Genomic DNA, 15,185 nt, shown 5'->3' with positions numbered 1-15,185 from the left:
GGGGAGCCCGGGTGCGCCCCACACTACGTCGGTTCGGGCAGCGGCGCGACGGAGCCCGGCCCGGGCGCCAGCCGCCGGTCCTTCCGTGCTGCGTCCCGCCACGGGCAGACTGTGGGGGTGCGCCTGATGCTGCTGACCTCCGGAACCCGCGGCGACGTGGAGCCGTTCGCGGCCCTGGCCCGGTACGCCACCGCCCGGGGCCACCGGGTCCGGCTGGGCCTGCCGGAGAACTCCGGCGTGGACCTCGCCGGGCTCGACACCGTGGGCCTCGGCGTGGACTTCCACCGGCTGATGCGCGTGCCCGGGCGCTCGCCGCGGACGGCGGTGCGCCACTTCCGCTCCGAGGTCGGTCCCGGGATGCGCGAGATGTTCTCCGCCGCGGTGCGGGAGACGCTGGCGTTCGACCCGGACGTGGTGCTGCACCACCCGCTGGTCCTCACCGCACCGGCCGTGGCGGACTCCCTCGGCGTCCCCCGCGTGCTGGCCGAGTTCGTCCCCGTGGCGACGCCCACACGGGAGTTCTCCGCACCCGGCGGGCCCACGGTCGCCTCGGACCTCGGCCGGTTCAACCGGGCGACCTACGCGGTCCCCCGCAGCGGCACCGTGCTGTTCCGCGCCGGCGTGGAGCACGCGTGCCGGCAGCTGCCCGGCGGCCGGGCGCCGTCGCCCTCCTCGAGGTCCCGGGCCACGCTGATGGGGGTCAGCCCGCAGCTGCTGCCCAGGCCTGCCGACTGGCCGGCCAAGGTGCACCTGACCGGCGCCTGGCACGCGGCGGGCGCGGACGCACCGGTGGACCCCGCCGCGGCAAGGTTCGTGCGCGGCGGACCGTACCTGGTGGCGACCTTCGGCTCCATGTCGGCCGGGGACGCGCACGCGCGGGGGAGGGCGGTCGTCGAGAGCGCGCGCGCCCACGGTCTGCGGGCCCTACTGCTCACGGGGTGGGGCGGGCTGGCCCTGCCGGAGGACAGCGGCGGCGACGACGTGCTGGTCGTGCCGTCCGCGCCGCTGGGGGCCCTGCTCCCGGGCGCCGCCGTGGCGGTCCACCACGGCGGGGCCGGAACCGTGCACGCGGTGGCCCGCGCCGGTGTGCCGTCCGTGGTGGTGCCCTTTCTCGCCGACCAGCCGTTCTGGGGCCGGCAGCTCCACCGGCTCGGGATCGCCGCGGCCCCGGTCCCCTACCGGAAGCTGGCGGTGGACACGCTGGTCCCCGCCCTCGGCCAGGCGCTCGCCCGCGGGGACCGCGCGGGGCGCCTGGGACGCGCGGTCCGGGAGGAGGAGGGGCTGCGGACCTCCCTCGACGTCCTCACCGCTCTCTGAGACCGGTCCTCCCCCGCTTCCGGGGCGTTTCCCGGCGCGCCGTCCGGACTCCCTCCCGGGCGCACGGAAGAGAACGGATCTACTAACGAGTTATCGTCGAGGATCATTGATTTTCCTCACAGGTGATCTGTCTCATACTGGGGGGACCGGACGATCACCGGCCGGCCCCCACCTTCCCCGGAGGACACCACCATGACCGTCGATCTTCGTCCCCGCCCCTCCGCGCCGGCCCCGGTGCGCGCGGAGCGCACCGCGGACCGCACGCACCCGTCCCGCCTCCCCGCGGGCCGGCAGCACGGGTGGGCCCAGGTCGAGCAGGACTGCCCGTACTGCTCCGGCCCGGAGACCGACTGAGGTGCCGGCCATGTCGACGTCCGCCGACCGCCTCGTGATCCCCAGTCCCCACGGCGGGTGGGAGGTGCGGACCCCGGGCTCCCGGTGGACCGGCCTCCGCGCCAGCACCCGGGCCGGCGCGCTCCAGTGGGCGTGGAACATCACCCGGGACACCGGCGGCAGGATCCTCCTGGGCCCCGCCGACGCCCCGGCCCGCTGAGCCCGGCCGGCGACGGCGAACACCGGCCGGGGACCCGGGCGGCCGCGGGCCGCTACAGGTCCGCCAGCACCGACACCGGGTCCTCGACCGCATCGGCCACCATGCGCAGGAACCCGCCGGCGGTCCCGCCGTCGCACACCCGGTGGTCGAACGCGAGGGAGAGCTGGGTGACCTTGCGCACCGCGAGCTGCCCGTCCACCACCCAGGGGCGGTCGATGATCCGCCCGATCCCGAGGATCGCGACCTCCGGGTGGTTGATGATCGCCGCGGCGCCGTCCGTGCCGAACACCCCGTAGTTGTTGAGGGTGAACGTGGACCCGGACAGCTCGGCCGGGGAGGCCCTGCCCGCCCGCGCGAGCTCGGTGAGCCGCCGCAGCTCGGCGTCCAGCCCCCGCGCGCTCAGCCGGTGGGCGCCCCGGATGCTGGGCACCACGAGCCCGCGGTCCGTCTGGGCGGCGAAGCCGAGGTTGACGCCGTCGAAGCGCACGATCTCCTGGCCGCCGTCCTCGCGGGTCTCCAGGCGCGTGGCCAGCTCCGGGTAGCGCGCGAGGCCGGCCAGCACGAACCGGCCGACCAGGGCCATCAGCCCCGGCGCGGTCGCGGGGTCCTGGGCCTTGAGCGCGGCGCGCAGCTCCACGAGCCGTGTGGCGTCCACGTCGACCCAGACGGTGGCCTCGGGGATCTCGGTGCGCGAGCGGGTCATGGCCTGGGCGACGGCCTTGCGCACCCCGCTCACGGGCACCCGCTCGGCGACGCCCAGCCCGGTGCGCGCGTCCACGGCAGCAGTGCCCGCGGCGGTCCCGGGCACGGCGGTCCCGGGCGCGGGCGAGGACGGCGCCGCGGGCGTCCCCGCGGCGGCGGCCGTGCTCGCGGCCACCACGTCCCGGCGCAGGACCAGCCCCCCGGGCCCGGAGCCGCGCACGGTGCTGATGTCGAGCCGGAGGTCCTTGGCGAGCTTGCGCACGATCGGGGAGATGACGGTCGGGGCCAGGCGCGGGGCCGAGGCCATGGCGTCGCGGGCGGCCTCGGCTGCCGGGGCGGCTGCCGGGGCGGCGGCCGGGACGGAGGACGACTGCCGGGGCCGCCGGCGGCGTCCGCCGGACCCGCCGGCGGGGGTGCCGTAGCCGATGAGCACGTTGCCGGACCCGCCCTCCCCGGCCGCGCCGCCGGCGGAGCCCGCGGCCACGGTCCCGGCCTCGGCGGCCGTCGCGGGATCCGCCCCCGCGCGCTCCTCCTCGCGGTAGGACTGCCCGCCGCGGGGCCCCCCGCCCTGCGGTGCGGGCGTGCCGCCGTCGGCGGCGGTGTCCACCGAGATCAGCGGCGCGCCCACGTCGATGGTCTGCCCGGAGGTGCCGTGCAGCTGCTGCACGGTCCCGGCGAAGGGGCAGGGCACCTCCACGGCGGACTTGGCGGTCTCCACCTCGGCGATCGGCTGGTCCACGGCGACGGTGTCGCCCACCCGCACGAGCCAGGTGACGAGCTCGGCCTCGGTCAGGCCCTCGCCGAGATCGGGCAGGGCGAACGTCTTCACGGTCATGGCCGGTCCTCCCACTGCAGGTCGTCCACGGCGTCGAGGATGCGGTCGACGCTCGGCAGGTAGTGCTCCTCGAGCTTGGGAGCGGGGTAGGGGATGTCGAAGCCCGTCACGCGGCGCACGGGCGCGGCCAGCGAGTGGAAGCAGCGCTCCTGGACGCGGGCCACGATCTCGGCCGCCACGGACGCGAAGCCCGGGGCCTCGGCGACGACGACCACGCGGCCGGTCTTGCGCACCGACGCCGCCACGGTCTCGTCGTCGAAGGGCACGATGCTGCGCAGGTCCACGACCTCCAGCGAGCGCCCCTCGGCCGCGGCGGTCGCGGCGGCGGCGAGGGCGGTCGGCACGGAGGGCCCGTAGGTGAGGATGGTCGCGTCCTCCCCGGTGCGGGCCACGACGGCGCGGCCCTCCCGCCGTTCCGGCGCCCGGTGCTCGTAGCGCTCCTTGAGCTCGGCCAGGTCCACCGGCGCCTTGGACCAGTAGAGCTTCTTGGGCTCGAAGAACACGACCGGGTCGTCCGAGTCGATGGCCTCGCGCAGCATCAGATAGGCGTCCTCGACGGTGGCCGGGGTGAAGACCTTCAGCCCCGGGGTGTGGGCGTAGTAGGCCTCGGAGGAGTCGCAGTGGTGCTCCACGCCGCCGATGCCGCCGGCGTAGGGGATGCGGACGACGACGGGCAGGCGCACGGCGCCGCGGGTGCGGTTGTGCATCTTCGCGAGGTGGGAGGCGATCTGCTCGAACGCCGGGTAGGCGAACGCGTCGAACTGCATCTCGATCACCGGGCGCATCCGGTTCATCGCCATGCCCACGGCCATCCCGGCGATCCCGGACTCCGCCAGCGGGGTGTCGAAGCACCGGGTGCGGCCGAAGCGCCGGGTCAGCCCGTCGGTGATGCGGAAGACGCCGCCGAGGGTGCCGACGTCCTCGCCGAAGACGACGACGGCGTCGTCGGCGGCCAGCGCGTCGGCCAGTGCGCAGTTGAGCGCCTGGGCGAAGGTCACGGGCCGCTGCGCCGGGACCTCGGCGGCCGGGGCGGGGGCTTCGAGGGTGCTCACTGGTCGGTCTCCTCTCGGGCGAGCTCGGCCGCGAGGAGCTGTTCCTGCTCGGCCAGCTGCGGGGTCCGCTCGACGTAGACGTGGCGGAAGAGCTCCAGCGGGTCGACGCTCACCTCGGCGTTCATGCCGTCCCGCAGGGCCGCGGCGACGTCCTCGGCGGCGGCGGCGATGCGCGCCTCGGCCGCGTCGTCGAGCAGGCCCTCGCCGCGCAGCCACGCGCGCATCCGGGTCACGGGGTCCTTCGCGATCCACTCCTGGACCTCGGCGTCGTCGCGGTAGCGCGTGGCGTCGTCGGCGTTGGTGTGCGCCTGCATACGGTAGGTGTGGGCCTCCACGAGCAGGGGCTCGGACTCGGTGCGGGCGAGGTCGACGGCCCGGCCCAGGGTCGCGAGCAGGGCCACGAGGTCGTTGCCGTCCACGCGCTCGCCGGCCATCCCGTAGCCGACCGCCTTGTGGGCGAGGGTCGGCGCGGCGGACTGCTGGGACAGGGGCACGGAGATCGCATAGCCGTTGTTCTGCACGAAGAACACGACCGGCAGCTTGAACACGGCCGCGAAGTTGAGGGCCTCGTGGAAGTCCCCCTCGCTCGTGGCGCCGTCGCCGCACATGGCCAGGACCACGGTGTCCTCGCCGCGCAGCTTCGCCGCGTGGGCCACGCCCACCGCGTGCAGCAGCTGGGTGGTCAGCGGCGTGGCCTGGATGCCCACCCGGCGCTCGTACGGGTCGTAGCCGCCGTGCCACTCGCCGCGGAAGATCGACATGACCTGCAGGGGGTCCACGCCCCGGGTCATCACGGCCACGGTGTCCCGGTAGGTCGGGAACAGCCAGTCGCCCTCCGCCAGGCACAGTGCCGCCGCGACCTGGCAGGCCTCCTGGCCGTGGCTGGACGGGTAGACCGCCATCCGGCCCTGGCGCACCAGGGCCGAGTTCTGGTCGTTGACCCGGCGGCCCACCACGAGCTTCTCGTAGGCGGACAGCAGGACGTCCCGGGGCGGCAGCGGGTACTCGTGGCCGGGCCCCGTGCCCTGCTCCTCCGGCGGCCGCAGGCGGCCGCCGGAGTCCACCATCCGGATCTCGCCGCGCGCGGGGAGCATGTACTGCTCCGGGGTGATGCCGAAGCTCCGGCACGCCCGCAGGATCGGGTTCTCCGCGTTCTCGACGGTCTGGCTCATGGGTTCCCCCTCGGTGGTCCCCCGGACCGGCTGCGGCCCGGGGAGGCGGAAAGGCTGGAGGTGTTCTGTCCGCCAAGTATGGGAAACCGCGAACGTTCGTATCCAGGTTCCGGGGGAAGTGCAGAAGAGTGGTCGCAGAAGCCCGATCAGCGTGGACGAAATCGACTAATGTGAGGTGTAACACACGGATTCGTCCGACACCTCAAGGCGGCCACGGCCGCCCCGATCCACCCAGGAGCTCCCGTGCCCTCGACCCCCGTGCCGCTGGACGAGACCGACCGCAAGATCCTCGCGGAGCTCTCCCGCGACTGCCGACAGTCGGTGACCGCGGTGGCCGCCGCCGTGCACGTGTCCCGGGCCCACGCCTACGCCCGGATCAACCGGCTCCGGGAGGAGGGGGTGATCCTGCGCTTCAGCGCCGTGATCGACCCGGTGCGGGCCGGGCTGCAGGCCTCGGCCTACGTGACGCTCAAGCTGCAGCAGAACACCTGGCGGGAGCTGTGCGGGCAGCTGCGGGCGATCCCGGACGTGCACCACATCGCCCTGGTGGGCGGGAACTTCGACGTCATGCTGCTCGTGCGCGCCGTGGACACCGTGCACCTGCGCCAGGTCATCTTCGAGCAGATCCAGCAGCTGCCCGGCGTCGTCGACACCCAGACGTTCCTGATCTTCGAGGACGTCGACACGCGGTCCTGACCCGCCCCGCGGGGAGGAGGGGCGGGGACGGGACGGAACATGACGGCGGCGTGCGTCATGTTCGTCATCTTCCGTCACGGAACGACGCCGATTACCTCTGCGCATAGTGTTGTCCCAGCTTCACGAGACGTGACCGCCAAGCTCCGACTTGGTCGCGCACCAACCCCATGCTCATTGGGTGGTTCGGATGAGGAAGCGGCCCGCATCCCGGTGGTGGCACCGCCGGTGACCGATGCGGGTAAGAGCAAGTGCGAGGAGCATCGCCATGTCCGTCCCCGTGACCGACCACGACCTCTCCACCCGGCAGATCCACGCCGGCACCGAGAACGACCTGACCCAGCGCACCCTGACGGTGCCCATCTACCAGTCGGCGGCGTTCGAGTTCCCCGACTACGAGGCCGCGAAGCAGATGTTCGCGCAGACCCGGCCGGGCTTCACCTACACGCGCACCGGCAACCCGACGGTCGCCGTCCTCGAGCAGCGCATCGCCGACCTCGAGGGCGGCGCGGGCGCCGTCGCGACCGGCTCGGGCCAGTCCGCCGTGGCCGTCGCCCTGCTGGCCCTGCTCGGCCAGGGCTCCGGCAAGCACGTGGTCGCCTCGGAGAAGCTCTACGGCGGGACCGTGGACCTGCTCACCGACTCCCTCGCCGACCTCGGCGTCGAGGTGGCCTTCGTGGACCCGACCACCCCCGGCGCGTGGGCCGCGGCCGTGCGCCCGGACACCCGGGCGTTCCTGCTGGAGTCCATCGGCAACCCGCTGGCCACCCTCCCCGACCTGCCCGGGATCGCCGACGTCGCCCGGGCCGCGCGCGTGCCCGTCGTCGTCGACAACACCCTCGCCTCCCCGGTGCTGTACCGGCCGCTGGAGAAGGGCGCGGACATCGTCGTGCACTCGGCCACCAAGTTCTTCGGCGGGCACGGCAACGCGCTGGCCGGGGCGGTCGTGGACGGCGGGACGTTCGACTGGTCCGCCGAGCCGGGGAGGTGGCCGCAGTTCACCGCGGCCCGGGCCCGCTGGGGCGGGCAGAGCCTGGTCCACAAGTGCGCCGGCGCCAGCCCCTACCTGCACCTCGTGCGGGCGAAGTACGTGCACGACCTCGGCACGACCCTCTCCCCGTTCAACGCCAGCCAGATCCTGCAGGGCACCGAGACCCTCGACCTGCGCGTCGCCCGCCACACCGCCTCCGCCGTGGCGGTGGCGGAGTTCCTGAGCGGCCACCCCGCCGTCGCCCGCGTCCACCACCCCGCGGTGCCCGGGGATCCCGGCGCGGGGATCGCGGCCCGGGACTTCCCCCGCGGCACCGGATCCGTGTTCTCCTTCGACCTCGCCGCCCCCGGCGACGCCGTGGGCCCGTTCATCGACAGCCTCCGGCTGTTCAAGCTGGTGGCCAACATCGGGGACACCCGCAGCCTCGTGGCCCACCCCGCCGCGATGACCCACTGCCGGCTGACCCCCGAGCAGCGGGCCGCCGGCGGGATCGCCGAGACCACGATCCGGCTCTCGATCGGCCTCGAGTCCCCCGAGGACCTCGTCGCCGACCTGCGCCAGGCCCTCGACGGCGTCCTCGAGACCGTCCAGACCCCCGGGAAGTGAGCCCACGATGACCCAGCCCGTCACCACCAGCACCCGTCACCGGGGCTTCACCACCGCCGCCGTCCACGCCGGGCATGAGCCCGACCCGCTGACCGGCGCCGTCATCCCGCCGATCTACCAGACCTCGACCTTCGCCCAGGACGGGATCAACGTCCTGCGGGCCGGCCACGAGTACAGCCGGGGCTCCAACCCCACCCGCAGCGGCTTCGAGCACCAGCTCGCGGCCCTCGAGGGCGGGGAGCGCGGCTTCGCGTTCGCCTCCGGGATCGCCGCGGAGGACGCCCTGCTCCGGGCCGTGCTGCGCCCGGGCGACCACGTCGTACTCGGCGCCGACGGCTACGGCGGCACGAACCGGCTGATCACCAAGGTCCTCGCCCCGTGGGAGATCGCGCACACGCCGGTGGACATCACCGACCTCGGCGCGGTCCGGGCGGCCGTGCGGCCCGGGACCACCAAGGTGCTGTGGCTGGAGACGCCGTCCAACCCGCTGCTCGGCATCGCCGACGTCGCCGGCTGGGCGCAGGTCGCCGCCGACGCCGGGGCGCTGCTCGTCGTCGACAACACCTTCGCGTCCCCGTACCTGCAGAACCCGCTGGCCCTCGGCGCCCACGCGGTGGTGCACTCCACCACCAAGTACATCGGCGGGCACTCCGACGTCCTCGGCGGCGCCGTGGTCGTGGGGACGGCCGAGTGGCGCGACGCCCCCCTCGCCGAGGCCGTGGGCTTCCAGCAGTTCGCCGCGGGCGCCGTGGCCGGGCCGCAGGACAGCTACCTCGCGGCGCGGGGGCTCAAGACCCTGAGCCTGCGGATGGAGCGCCACCAGGCCAACGCGCAGGCCGTCGCCGAGTGGCTGCTCGAGCGCCCGGAGGTCGCCCGCGTCCTCTACCCGGGCCTGCCCGACCACCCCGGCCACGCCCTCGCGGCCGCGCAGATGCGCGGGTTCGGCGGCATGGTCTCGTTCCGGCTCGCCGGCGGCGAGGCCGCCGCGCGCACGGTCGCGGAGTCCACCGAGCTGTACTCGCTGTCCGTGAGCCTCGGCGGGGTCGAGTCCCTGATCTGCTACCCGTCCGAGATGACGCACGCCTCGGTCAAGGGCACCCCGCTCGCGGTGCCCACCGACCTCGTGCGGCTGTCGGTGGGGATCGAGGACGTGGAGGACCAGCTCGACGACCTCGAGCGGGCGCTCGCCGCCTCCTCGTAGGCCGGACCCGTCCGCACTAGCCTGGGACGCATGGCGCACCCGCACGAGCACGATGACGTCCCCGCCCCGCTCGGGCCGCCCGGCCCGGTGGTGGGCACCGAGTGGCTGGCCGAGCACCTCGGCGACCCCCGGCTCGTGCTGGTGGACGCCAGCTCCACGCTCAACCGCACCGACGAGGCCATCCCGGGCGCCCTGCTCCTGGACCTCGACGGGCCCTTCGCCGACCCCTCCTCGGGGCTGCCGCACACGATGCCACCGGCCGGCCGGCTCACCGCGGCGGCCCGGGCGCTGGGCATCTCGCGCACCAGCACCGTGGTCGCCTACGACGGCAAGGGCCTCTTCGCCGCCGCGCGCGTGTGGTGGATGCTGCGCGCGGCGGGCTTCGAGCGGGTCGCGGTGCTCGACGGCGGACTGCCCGCCTGGACCGCCGACGGGCGGCCCGCGGGACCGCACGCGGACCCGCCCGCCGAGCCCGGCGACGTCGAGCTCGTCCCCCGGGAGGGGTTCTTCGTGGGCGCCGACGACGTCGCCCGCGCCCTCGAGGACCCGGGGGCGGCCGTCCTCGACGCCCGCTCCGCCGGCCGGTTCGCCGGCACGGAGCCCGAGCCGCGGCCCGGCCTGCGCCCCGGGCACATGCCCGGGGCGGTCAGCCTGCCCTACACGGAGCTGCAGCGCCCGGACGGGCGCCTGCTGCCGCCGGCGCTGCTGCGGGAGCGGATCGCCGCGGCCGCCCCGGAGGGGCAGCGGATCGTGACCACGTGCGGGTCGGGGCTCACGGCGTGCGTGCTCGCGCTGGGCGCCCACCTGGCGGGGCGGGAGGACGTCGCGGTCTACGACGGCTCGTGGAGCGAGTGGGGGCGCCCGGGGCCGCGGCCGGTGGAGGGCCCCGCCTGATCAGCTGCGCGGGTCCGGGACCCGGCCCGCGGCGGTCCCCGCCGCGGGCGTGCCCTCCGGCACCTCGAGCGTGGCCGCGCGGGCCAGGACGTTGCGGGCCATGGACGGGAAGATGAACCCGTGGAAGGGCCACACGCCCCACCAGTAGAGCCGCCCGGGCAGGCCCCGCGGGAAGAAGATGGCCCGCTGCCGGTACCGGCTGCCCTCGCCCTCGGGCTCCACGGACAGCTCGAGCCAGGCCCGTCCCGGGGCCTTCATCTCGGCGTGCAGGAGCAGCTTGTGCCCCTCCTCCATGTCCTCCACGCGCCACCAGTCGACGTACTCACCCACCTGCAGGTCGGTGTGGTCGCGGCGGCCGCGGTTGAGCCCGGCCCCGCCCGCGAGCTTGTCCATGGCGCCGCGGATCCGCCACGCGAGCGGCAGGGAGTACCAGCCGTTGCGCCCGCCGATGGACTCGATCACCTGCCACACCTGCTCCGGGCGCGCGCTCCCGGCCCGGCTGCGCTCGTCGACGTAGACGGTGCGCCCGGCCCAGTCGGGGTCCGAGGGGAGGGGGTCGGCGGCCGTCGTGGCCGGGTCGGCGTGGACGTCCCACGTGGTCTCGACGTTGTTGTCCTCGATCTTCTTCAGGGCCAGGGCGACGGCGCGCCGGTACCCGGTGAGCCCCTCGGGCGGCGGCGGGATGTAGGCGTCGATGTCGTGCTCGGCCGCGACGGCCTCGTGCTGCAGCGACTGCACGAGCGGGACGGCCAGCCCGAGGGGGATGGGCGTCACCAACCCGATCCAGTAGCCCGACAGCCGCGGGGCGGGCAGGGGCAGGTGGAACACGACGCGCCGGCGCAGCCCGGCGACCCGGGCGTACTGGCGCATGGCGTCCGCGTACGTCATCACGTCGCGGGAGCCGATGTCGAAGGTGCGGTCCAGGCCCTCCGGGAGGTCCATGGCGTGGACCAGGTAGTGGAGGACGTCGCGGACGGCGATGGGCTCGATCCGGTTGGTCACCCAGGCGGGCGCGGGCATCACGGGCAGGGTGTCGCCGAGGTGGCGGATCATCTCGAAGGACGCCGAGCCGGAGCCGATGACCACCCCGGCCTGGAACACGACGGCCGGGACCTCCCCGGCCCGGAGGATCTCGCCGACCCGCACCCGCGAGCGCATGTGCTGGGACAGCTCCACGCCCTGCGGGTGCAGGCCGGAGAGATAGACGATGCGGCGCACCCCGGCCCGCGCGGCGGCCTCGGCCACGGTGCGGGCCATCGCGGCCTCCTGCTCCTCGAAGTGCTGGGAGCTGCCCATGGAGTGCACGAGGTAGTAGAGGGTGTGCACGCCCCGGCACGCGGCCGTCACGGCCTCGAGGTCCCCGAGGTCGGTCGCGGCGATCTCGACGTCGTCCCGCCACGGCACGGAGCGCAGCTTCTGCGGGGAGCGGACGGCCACCCGCACGGGATGGCCGGCGTCCAGCATGCGGGGCACGAGGCGCCCGCCGACGTAGCCGGTCGCACCGGTGATGAGGACGCGCGGGGAGGAGGTCACGGGCCGGCCTTTCGTGCGGTTGCGCCGAGCCTACCAACGCCCACCGACACCGTCCCCGTCCGGGGGCGGCACGCGCGAGGCCCGCACCCGGATCGGGTGCGGGCCTCGCGCGTGCGTCCGCGGGGGAGGCGGATCAGGGCAGCGCCAGGCGGAAGATCTTCGCCCAGGCGGAGCCGACCTGCTTGGGCAGCGGGCCGGTGGTGTAGGGCAGGCCGTAGCGCCCGCAGATCTCGCGCACCTTCACGGCGACCTCGGCGTAGCGGCTCGAGGGCAGGTCCGGGAACAGGTGGTGCTCGATCTGGTGGGAGAGGTTGCCGGTCATCAGGTGCATGAGCTTGGAGCCCGAGATGTTCGCGGAGCCCAGCATCTGGCGCAGGTACCAGTCCCCGCGGGTCTCGCCCTCGATCTGCTCCTCGGTGAACGTGTCCGCCCCCTCGGGGAAGTGCCCGCAGAAGATGACGGCGTGGGCCCACACGTTGCGGACCGCGTTGGCGGTGAGCGTCGCGGCGAGCGCCTGCCTGCCGGAGCCGGTGAGGGACGCGGCGGCCGGGGTGGCCACGTAGTCCTTGGCGGCCTGCTTCACGAACTTCGCCCCGAGGGCCTTGAGGCCCCGGACCAGCTCGGCCTTCGGCTTCTTGCCCGCCCGGTACTCGTCCAGCTCGAGGTCGTAGATCGCGATGCCCCACTCGAAGACCGGGGCGAGCAGCGCGTTGTAGAGCGGGTTGCCGAGGTTCCACCACTGCCACGGCTGGTCCTTGTCCACGCGGAAGATGTTGTACCCGACGTCGCGGTCCTTGCCGAGCACGTTCGTCCACGTGTGGTGGAGGTCGTTGTGGGTGTGCTGCCACGCCTTGGCGGGGGTCACGAAGTCCCACTCCCAGGTGGTGGAGTGGATGTCGGGGTCGCGCATCCAGTCCCACTGCCCGTGCAGGACGTTGTGGCCGATCTCCATGTTCTCGAGGATCTTGGCGAGGGTCAGCATCCCGGTGCCCGCGACCCAGGCGGGCTTGTGCTTCGAGAACAGCAGCGCGGTGCGCCCGGCGAGCTCGAGGGAGCGCTGCACGGCGATGACGCGGCGGATGTAGGCGGCGTCCTCCGCGCCGCGCACCTCGATGACGGCGGCGCGGACGGCGTCGAGCTCGCGGCCGAGCTCCTCGATCTGCGCGTCGGTGAGGTGGGCGGCGGTCTCGGGCTTCGGCGGGCGGGGCCGGCGCGAGCCGTCGACGAGGAAGGGGGTGATGACGGTCATGGTCGCTCCTTCGGGAACGGGGACGGGGAAGTGGGGGACGGCAGGGGTGCGGGTCAGGCGTCGAGGCTCACGGGCCCCGCGGCGGTCGACACGCAGGTCTGGACCAGGTGCCCGGGCTCGCCGTGCACCTCGCCGGTGCGGGTGTCGCGGACCCGCCCGGAGACGAGGGGCTTCACGCAGGAGTGGCAGATGCCCATGCGGCACCCGCTGGGCAGCAGCACGCCGGCGGCCTCGCCGGCCTCGAGCAGGGTCGTGGCGCCGTCGGCGTCCACGTCCTTGTCGGACTTCTCGAACGTCACCTGGCCGCCCTCGCCGGCGGGGCCGGGGGCGACGACGGGGGCGAAGCGCTCGACCCGCAGCTGCCCCTCCTCCCGGTCCCAGAGGGACTCGGCGGCGTCGAGGAAGTCGGCGGGCCCGCAGGCGTAGGCGGCCCGGTCGCGCCAGTCCGGGCAGGCGGCGTCGAGGTCGGAGGTGCTCGTGAGGTCGAGGCGGCGGCCCCGCTCGGCGGTGAACCAGTGGACGAGGCGGAAGCCGGGGAACTGGTCCGCCAGCTCCAGCAGCTCCTCGGCGAAGAGCGCGTCCTGCGGGGCGCGGGAGGAGTGCACGAGCACCACGTCGGCGTCCGCGCGGCGGGGCACCAGCGTGCGGATCATCGACATCACGGGGGTGAGCCCGCTGCCGGCGGTGAGCATGAGCAGGGGCCGCGGGTGCGCGGGCAGGACGAAGTCGCCCTCGGGCGGGGCGAGGAACAGGACGTCCCCCACCCGCGTGCCGCGGACCAGGGCGCCCGAGACGGTGCCCATCGCCTTCACGGTGATGGCGGGGTCCTGGCCGGCGCCGGTGCTCAGGGAGTAGGAGCGCCAGTGGCGCACGCCGTCGATCTCCACGCCGATGCGCGCCCACTGGCCGGCCTCGTGCGGGTTCCAGCCCTTGCCGGGGCGGAAGCGGATGGTCACCGAGTCCGCCGTCTCGGGCTCGACGGCCGTGACCAGGGCCCGCAGCTGGCGGGCGCTGGCGAGGGGGTCGACGAGGCGGAGGAAGTCCTCCGGCGAGAACGGGGTCGTGAAGGCCGAAGCCAGGCGGGAAATCAGTCGTATCGGGGCCACGTGATCACTCTCCCGCAATTCTCAGGAGATTTCTCGTGGTCTCGCGTACTCTTTCAGCCGAACAACTATCGTGCGGGCATGAAAGAGGGAGACGGTGCAGCAGATGGACCGAGAACAGCCGTGGACGTCGCTGCCGCCGTCGCTGACCCCGCTGCTCATGCCGCACCTGGCCGAGGTCACGCAGGAGCTGCTGGACGCCGTGCGCGAGGACGTGCCGGTCTACGCCCGCCCGCTCGAGGGCCTGTTCGGGGACGGCATCCGCCAGGGCGTCGACGTCGCCCTGACCCGCTTCCTGCACCTGCCCGGCACGCACCAGCCGGCGCTGCAGGACGAGGACCGGCGGGTCTACGAGGGACTGGGCCGCGGCGAGGTGCGCGAGGGCCGGCCCATGGACGCATTGTTCGCGGCCTACCGCTCGGGCGCCCGCACCACCCTGCGCTCGCTGTCCCGCGTGGCCATGGAGGCCGGCTTCGAGGCCTCCGTGCTGATCGGCCTGGCGGAGTCCGTGTTCGCCTACATCGAGGAGCTCTCCGCCGCCAGCGCCGAGGGCTACGCCGCCGAGCAGTCCGAGCGGGCGGGCGAGCGGGACCGGCTGCTGGACACGGTGGCGGAGATGCTGATCCGCGGCAACGCCGACGAGGAGTCCGTGCGCGCGGCCGTGCACGCGGCCGGCTGGATCCTGCCCGAGCGCGTGGTGGTGGTCACCCTGCCCGCGGACCGGCGCATGGGGCTGCGCTCCCGCCTGGGCCGGCGGGCGCTGCTCACCTCCCGCCCCGGCGACGTCGTGGCGGTCGTGCCGGAGCCCGCCTCCCCGACGGCGCGCCAGGAGCTGGGGCGCGTCCTGGCCGGGCGGGCCGCGGTGGTCGGCCCGGGACGGCCCTGGCAGGCGGCCCCCGACTCCCTGCGGCTCGCCGTCATGGCCCGGGAGCTGCTGGCCCACGATCCCGACGGGGAGGGGCCGCTGTGGGTCTCGGAGCGCCTGGCGGAGCTCGTCCTGCTGGGGGAGCGCACCGTGGTGGAGGACCTGGGCGCCCAGCGGCTGGCGCCGCTGGAGCGGCTGCGGCCCGCGCAGCAGGAGCGGCTGGTGGCGACCCTGCTGTCCTGGCTCAAGCACCACGGCCAGCGCGCGGCGATGGCCGCGGAGCTGGTGATCCACGAGCAGACGGTCGGCTACCGGGTCAACCAGCTGCGCGAGATCTTCGGTGAGGCGCTCAACGACCCGCAGGCGAGGTTCGAGCTCGAGCTGGTGCTGCGCGCCCGCGCCCTGTGAGCGCCGGGGGC

The 15,185-nt window shown here is 74.6% G+C and carries 14 protein-coding genes and 1 riboswitch; of the genes, 8 read left to right on the top strand and 6 right to left on the bottom strand.

Annotation, left to right across the window (positions count from 1 at the left end; translation table 11 throughout):
* Positions 1-126 precede the first annotated feature (126 nt).
* The 3 genes from M3185_RS02575 to M3185_RS02565 all read left to right on the top strand — a co-directional run bounded on the left by M3185_RS02575 (position 127) and on the right by M3185_RS02565 (position 1,870).
* On the top strand, positions 127-1,317 hold the full coding sequence (locus tag M3185_RS02575; protein ID WP_251332305.1) for a glycosyltransferase: 1,191 nt from the start codon (positions 127-129) through the stop codon (positions 1,315-1,317).
* A 192-nt stretch (positions 1,318-1,509) separates the two neighbouring features.
* Positions 1,510-1,671 (top strand): hypothetical protein, encoded by a 162-nt coding sequence (locus M3185_RS02570; RefSeq protein WP_251332111.1) that lies wholly within the window; start codon positions 1,510-1,512, stop codon positions 1,669-1,671.
* Between the two features lie 10 nt (positions 1,672-1,681).
* Positions 1,682-1,870 carry a DUF2188 domain-containing protein gene (locus tag M3185_RS02565; RefSeq protein ID WP_251332110.1) on the top strand — a complete coding sequence of 63 codons (189 nt, stop codon included), beginning with the start codon at positions 1,682-1,684 and terminating at the stop codon, positions 1,868-1,870.
* Positions 1,871-1,922: 52 nt separating this feature from the next.
* Here the strand turns inward: M3185_RS02565 and M3185_RS02560 are convergent, their stop codons facing one another.
* The 3 genes from M3185_RS02560 to M3185_RS02550 are packed head-to-tail and all read right to left on the bottom strand — an operon-like array spanning position 1,923 to position 5,631.
* Positions 1,923-3,407, bottom strand: coding sequence for a dihydrolipoamide acetyltransferase family protein (locus M3185_RS02560; RefSeq protein ID WP_251332109.1), 1,485 nt, complete (start codon positions 3,405-3,407; stop codon positions 1,923-1,925).
* Positions 3,404-4,459, bottom strand: a complete 1,056-nt coding sequence (locus M3185_RS02555; protein ID WP_251332108.1) for an alpha-ketoacid dehydrogenase subunit beta — start codon at positions 4,457-4,459, stop codon at positions 3,404-3,406. The genes M3185_RS02560 and M3185_RS02555 overlap by 4 nt, the downstream gene beginning before the upstream one ends.
* A complete protein-coding gene (locus tag M3185_RS02550; RefSeq protein ID WP_251332107.1) occupies positions 4,456-5,631 on the bottom strand; it encodes a thiamine pyrophosphate-dependent enzyme in 1,176 nt (391 codons plus the stop codon). Before M3185_RS02550 ends, M3185_RS02555 begins: the two co-directional genes overlap by 4 nt.
* 243 nt (positions 5,632-5,874) lie before the next feature.
* On the opposite strand from M3185_RS02550, the gene M3185_RS02545 reads away from it, so the two are divergent.
* The 4 genes from M3185_RS02545 (at position 5,875) to M3185_RS02530 (ending at position 10,016) form a co-directional block, all read left to right on the top strand.
* Positions 5,875-6,327, top strand: coding sequence for an Lrp/AsnC family transcriptional regulator (locus tag M3185_RS02545; RefSeq protein WP_251332106.1), 453 nt, complete (start codon positions 5,875-5,877; stop codon positions 6,325-6,327).
* Positions 6,328-6,445: 118 nt separating this feature from the next.
* Positions 6,446-6,578, top strand: a riboswitch (SAM riboswitch).
* Between the two features lie 14 nt (positions 6,579-6,592).
* A complete protein-coding gene (locus tag M3185_RS02540; RefSeq protein ID WP_251332105.1) occupies positions 6,593-7,921 on the top strand; it encodes an O-acetylhomoserine aminocarboxypropyltransferase/cysteine synthase family protein in 1,329 nt (442 codons plus the stop codon).
* A 7-nt stretch (positions 7,922-7,928) separates the two neighbouring features.
* Complete coding sequence (locus M3185_RS02535; RefSeq protein ID WP_251332104.1) at positions 7,929-9,122, top strand: cystathionine gamma-synthase; 1,194 nt, start codon at positions 7,929-7,931, stop codon at positions 9,120-9,122.
* A gap of 30 nt (positions 9,123-9,152) precedes the next feature.
* Complete coding sequence (locus tag M3185_RS02530) at positions 9,153-10,016, top strand: sulfurtransferase (RefSeq protein ID WP_251332103.1); 864 nt, start codon at positions 9,153-9,155, stop codon at positions 10,014-10,016.
* Here M3185_RS02530 and M3185_RS02525 read toward each other — a convergent pair whose 3' ends face one another.
* The 3 genes from M3185_RS02525 to M3185_RS02515 all read right to left on the bottom strand — a co-directional run bounded on the left by M3185_RS02525 (position 10,017) and on the right by M3185_RS02515 (position 13,904).
* Complete coding sequence (locus tag M3185_RS02525) at positions 10,017-11,549, bottom strand: SDR family oxidoreductase (RefSeq protein WP_251332102.1); 1,533 nt, start codon at positions 11,547-11,549, stop codon at positions 10,017-10,019.
* Between the two features lie 133 nt (positions 11,550-11,682).
* Complete coding sequence (locus tag M3185_RS02520) at positions 11,683-12,798, bottom strand: fatty acid desaturase family protein (RefSeq protein WP_251332101.1); 1,116 nt, start codon at positions 12,796-12,798, stop codon at positions 11,683-11,685.
* 53 nt (positions 12,799-12,851) lie between these two features.
* Entirely contained in the window at positions 12,852-13,904 is a 1,053-nt protein-coding gene (locus tag M3185_RS02515; RefSeq protein WP_251332100.1) for a ferredoxin reductase, read from the bottom strand.
* A 103-nt stretch (positions 13,905-14,007) separates the two neighbouring features.
* On the opposite strand from M3185_RS02515, the gene M3185_RS02510 reads away from it, so the two are divergent.
* The gene (locus tag M3185_RS02510) at positions 14,008-15,174 is read left to right on the top strand and encodes a helix-turn-helix domain-containing protein (protein ID WP_251332099.1); all 1,167 of its coding nucleotides are present in this window, start codon (positions 14,008-14,010) and stop codon (positions 15,172-15,174) included.
* The last annotated feature ends 11 nt before the right edge of the window (positions 15,175-15,185 follow it).

The organism is Kocuria rosea, assembly GCF_023715525.1.
Lineage (GTDB): Bacteria > Actinomycetota > Actinomycetes > Actinomycetales > Micrococcaceae > Kocuria > Kocuria rosea_A.
The sequence above is the reverse complement of the archived record's forward strand: the minus strand, read 5'-3'. Positions and strand labels throughout refer to the sequence as shown.

Excerpts from the sequence above, each read along its gene's own strand:
- M3185_RS02575 (WP_251332305.1), top strand. The coding sequence starts at position 127 with ATGCTGCTGACCTCCGGAACCCGCGGCGACGTGGAGCCGTTCGCGGCC.
- M3185_RS02570 (WP_251332111.1), top strand. The coding sequence starts at position 1,510 with ATGACCGTCGATCTTCGTCCCCGCCCCTCCGCGCCGGCCCCGGTGCGC.
- M3185_RS02565 (WP_251332110.1), top strand. The coding sequence starts at position 1,682 with ATGTCGACGTCCGCCGACCGCCTCGTGATCCCCAGTCCCCACGGCGGG.
- M3185_RS02560 (WP_251332109.1), bottom strand. The coding sequence starts at position 3,407 with ATGACCGTGAAGACGTTCGCCCTGCCCGATCTCGGCGAGGGCCTGACC.
- M3185_RS02550 (WP_251332107.1), bottom strand. The coding sequence starts at position 5,631 with ATGAGCCAGACCGTCGAGAACGCGGAGAACCCGATCCTGCGGGCGTGC.
- M3185_RS02540 (WP_251332105.1), top strand. The coding sequence starts at position 6,593 with ATGTCCGTCCCCGTGACCGACCACGACCTCTCCACCCGGCAGATCCAC.
- M3185_RS02535 (WP_251332104.1), top strand. The coding sequence starts at position 7,929 with ATGACCCAGCCCGTCACCACCAGCACCCGTCACCGGGGCTTCACCACC.
- M3185_RS02530 (WP_251332103.1), top strand. The coding sequence starts at position 9,153 with ATGGCGCACCCGCACGAGCACGATGACGTCCCCGCCCCGCTCGGGCCG.
- M3185_RS02520 (WP_251332101.1), bottom strand. The coding sequence starts at position 12,798 with ATGACCGTCATCACCCCCTTCCTCGTCGACGGCTCGCGCCGGCCCCGC.
- M3185_RS02510 (WP_251332099.1), top strand. The coding sequence starts at position 14,008 with ATGGACCGAGAACAGCCGTGGACGTCGCTGCCGCCGTCGCTGACCCCG.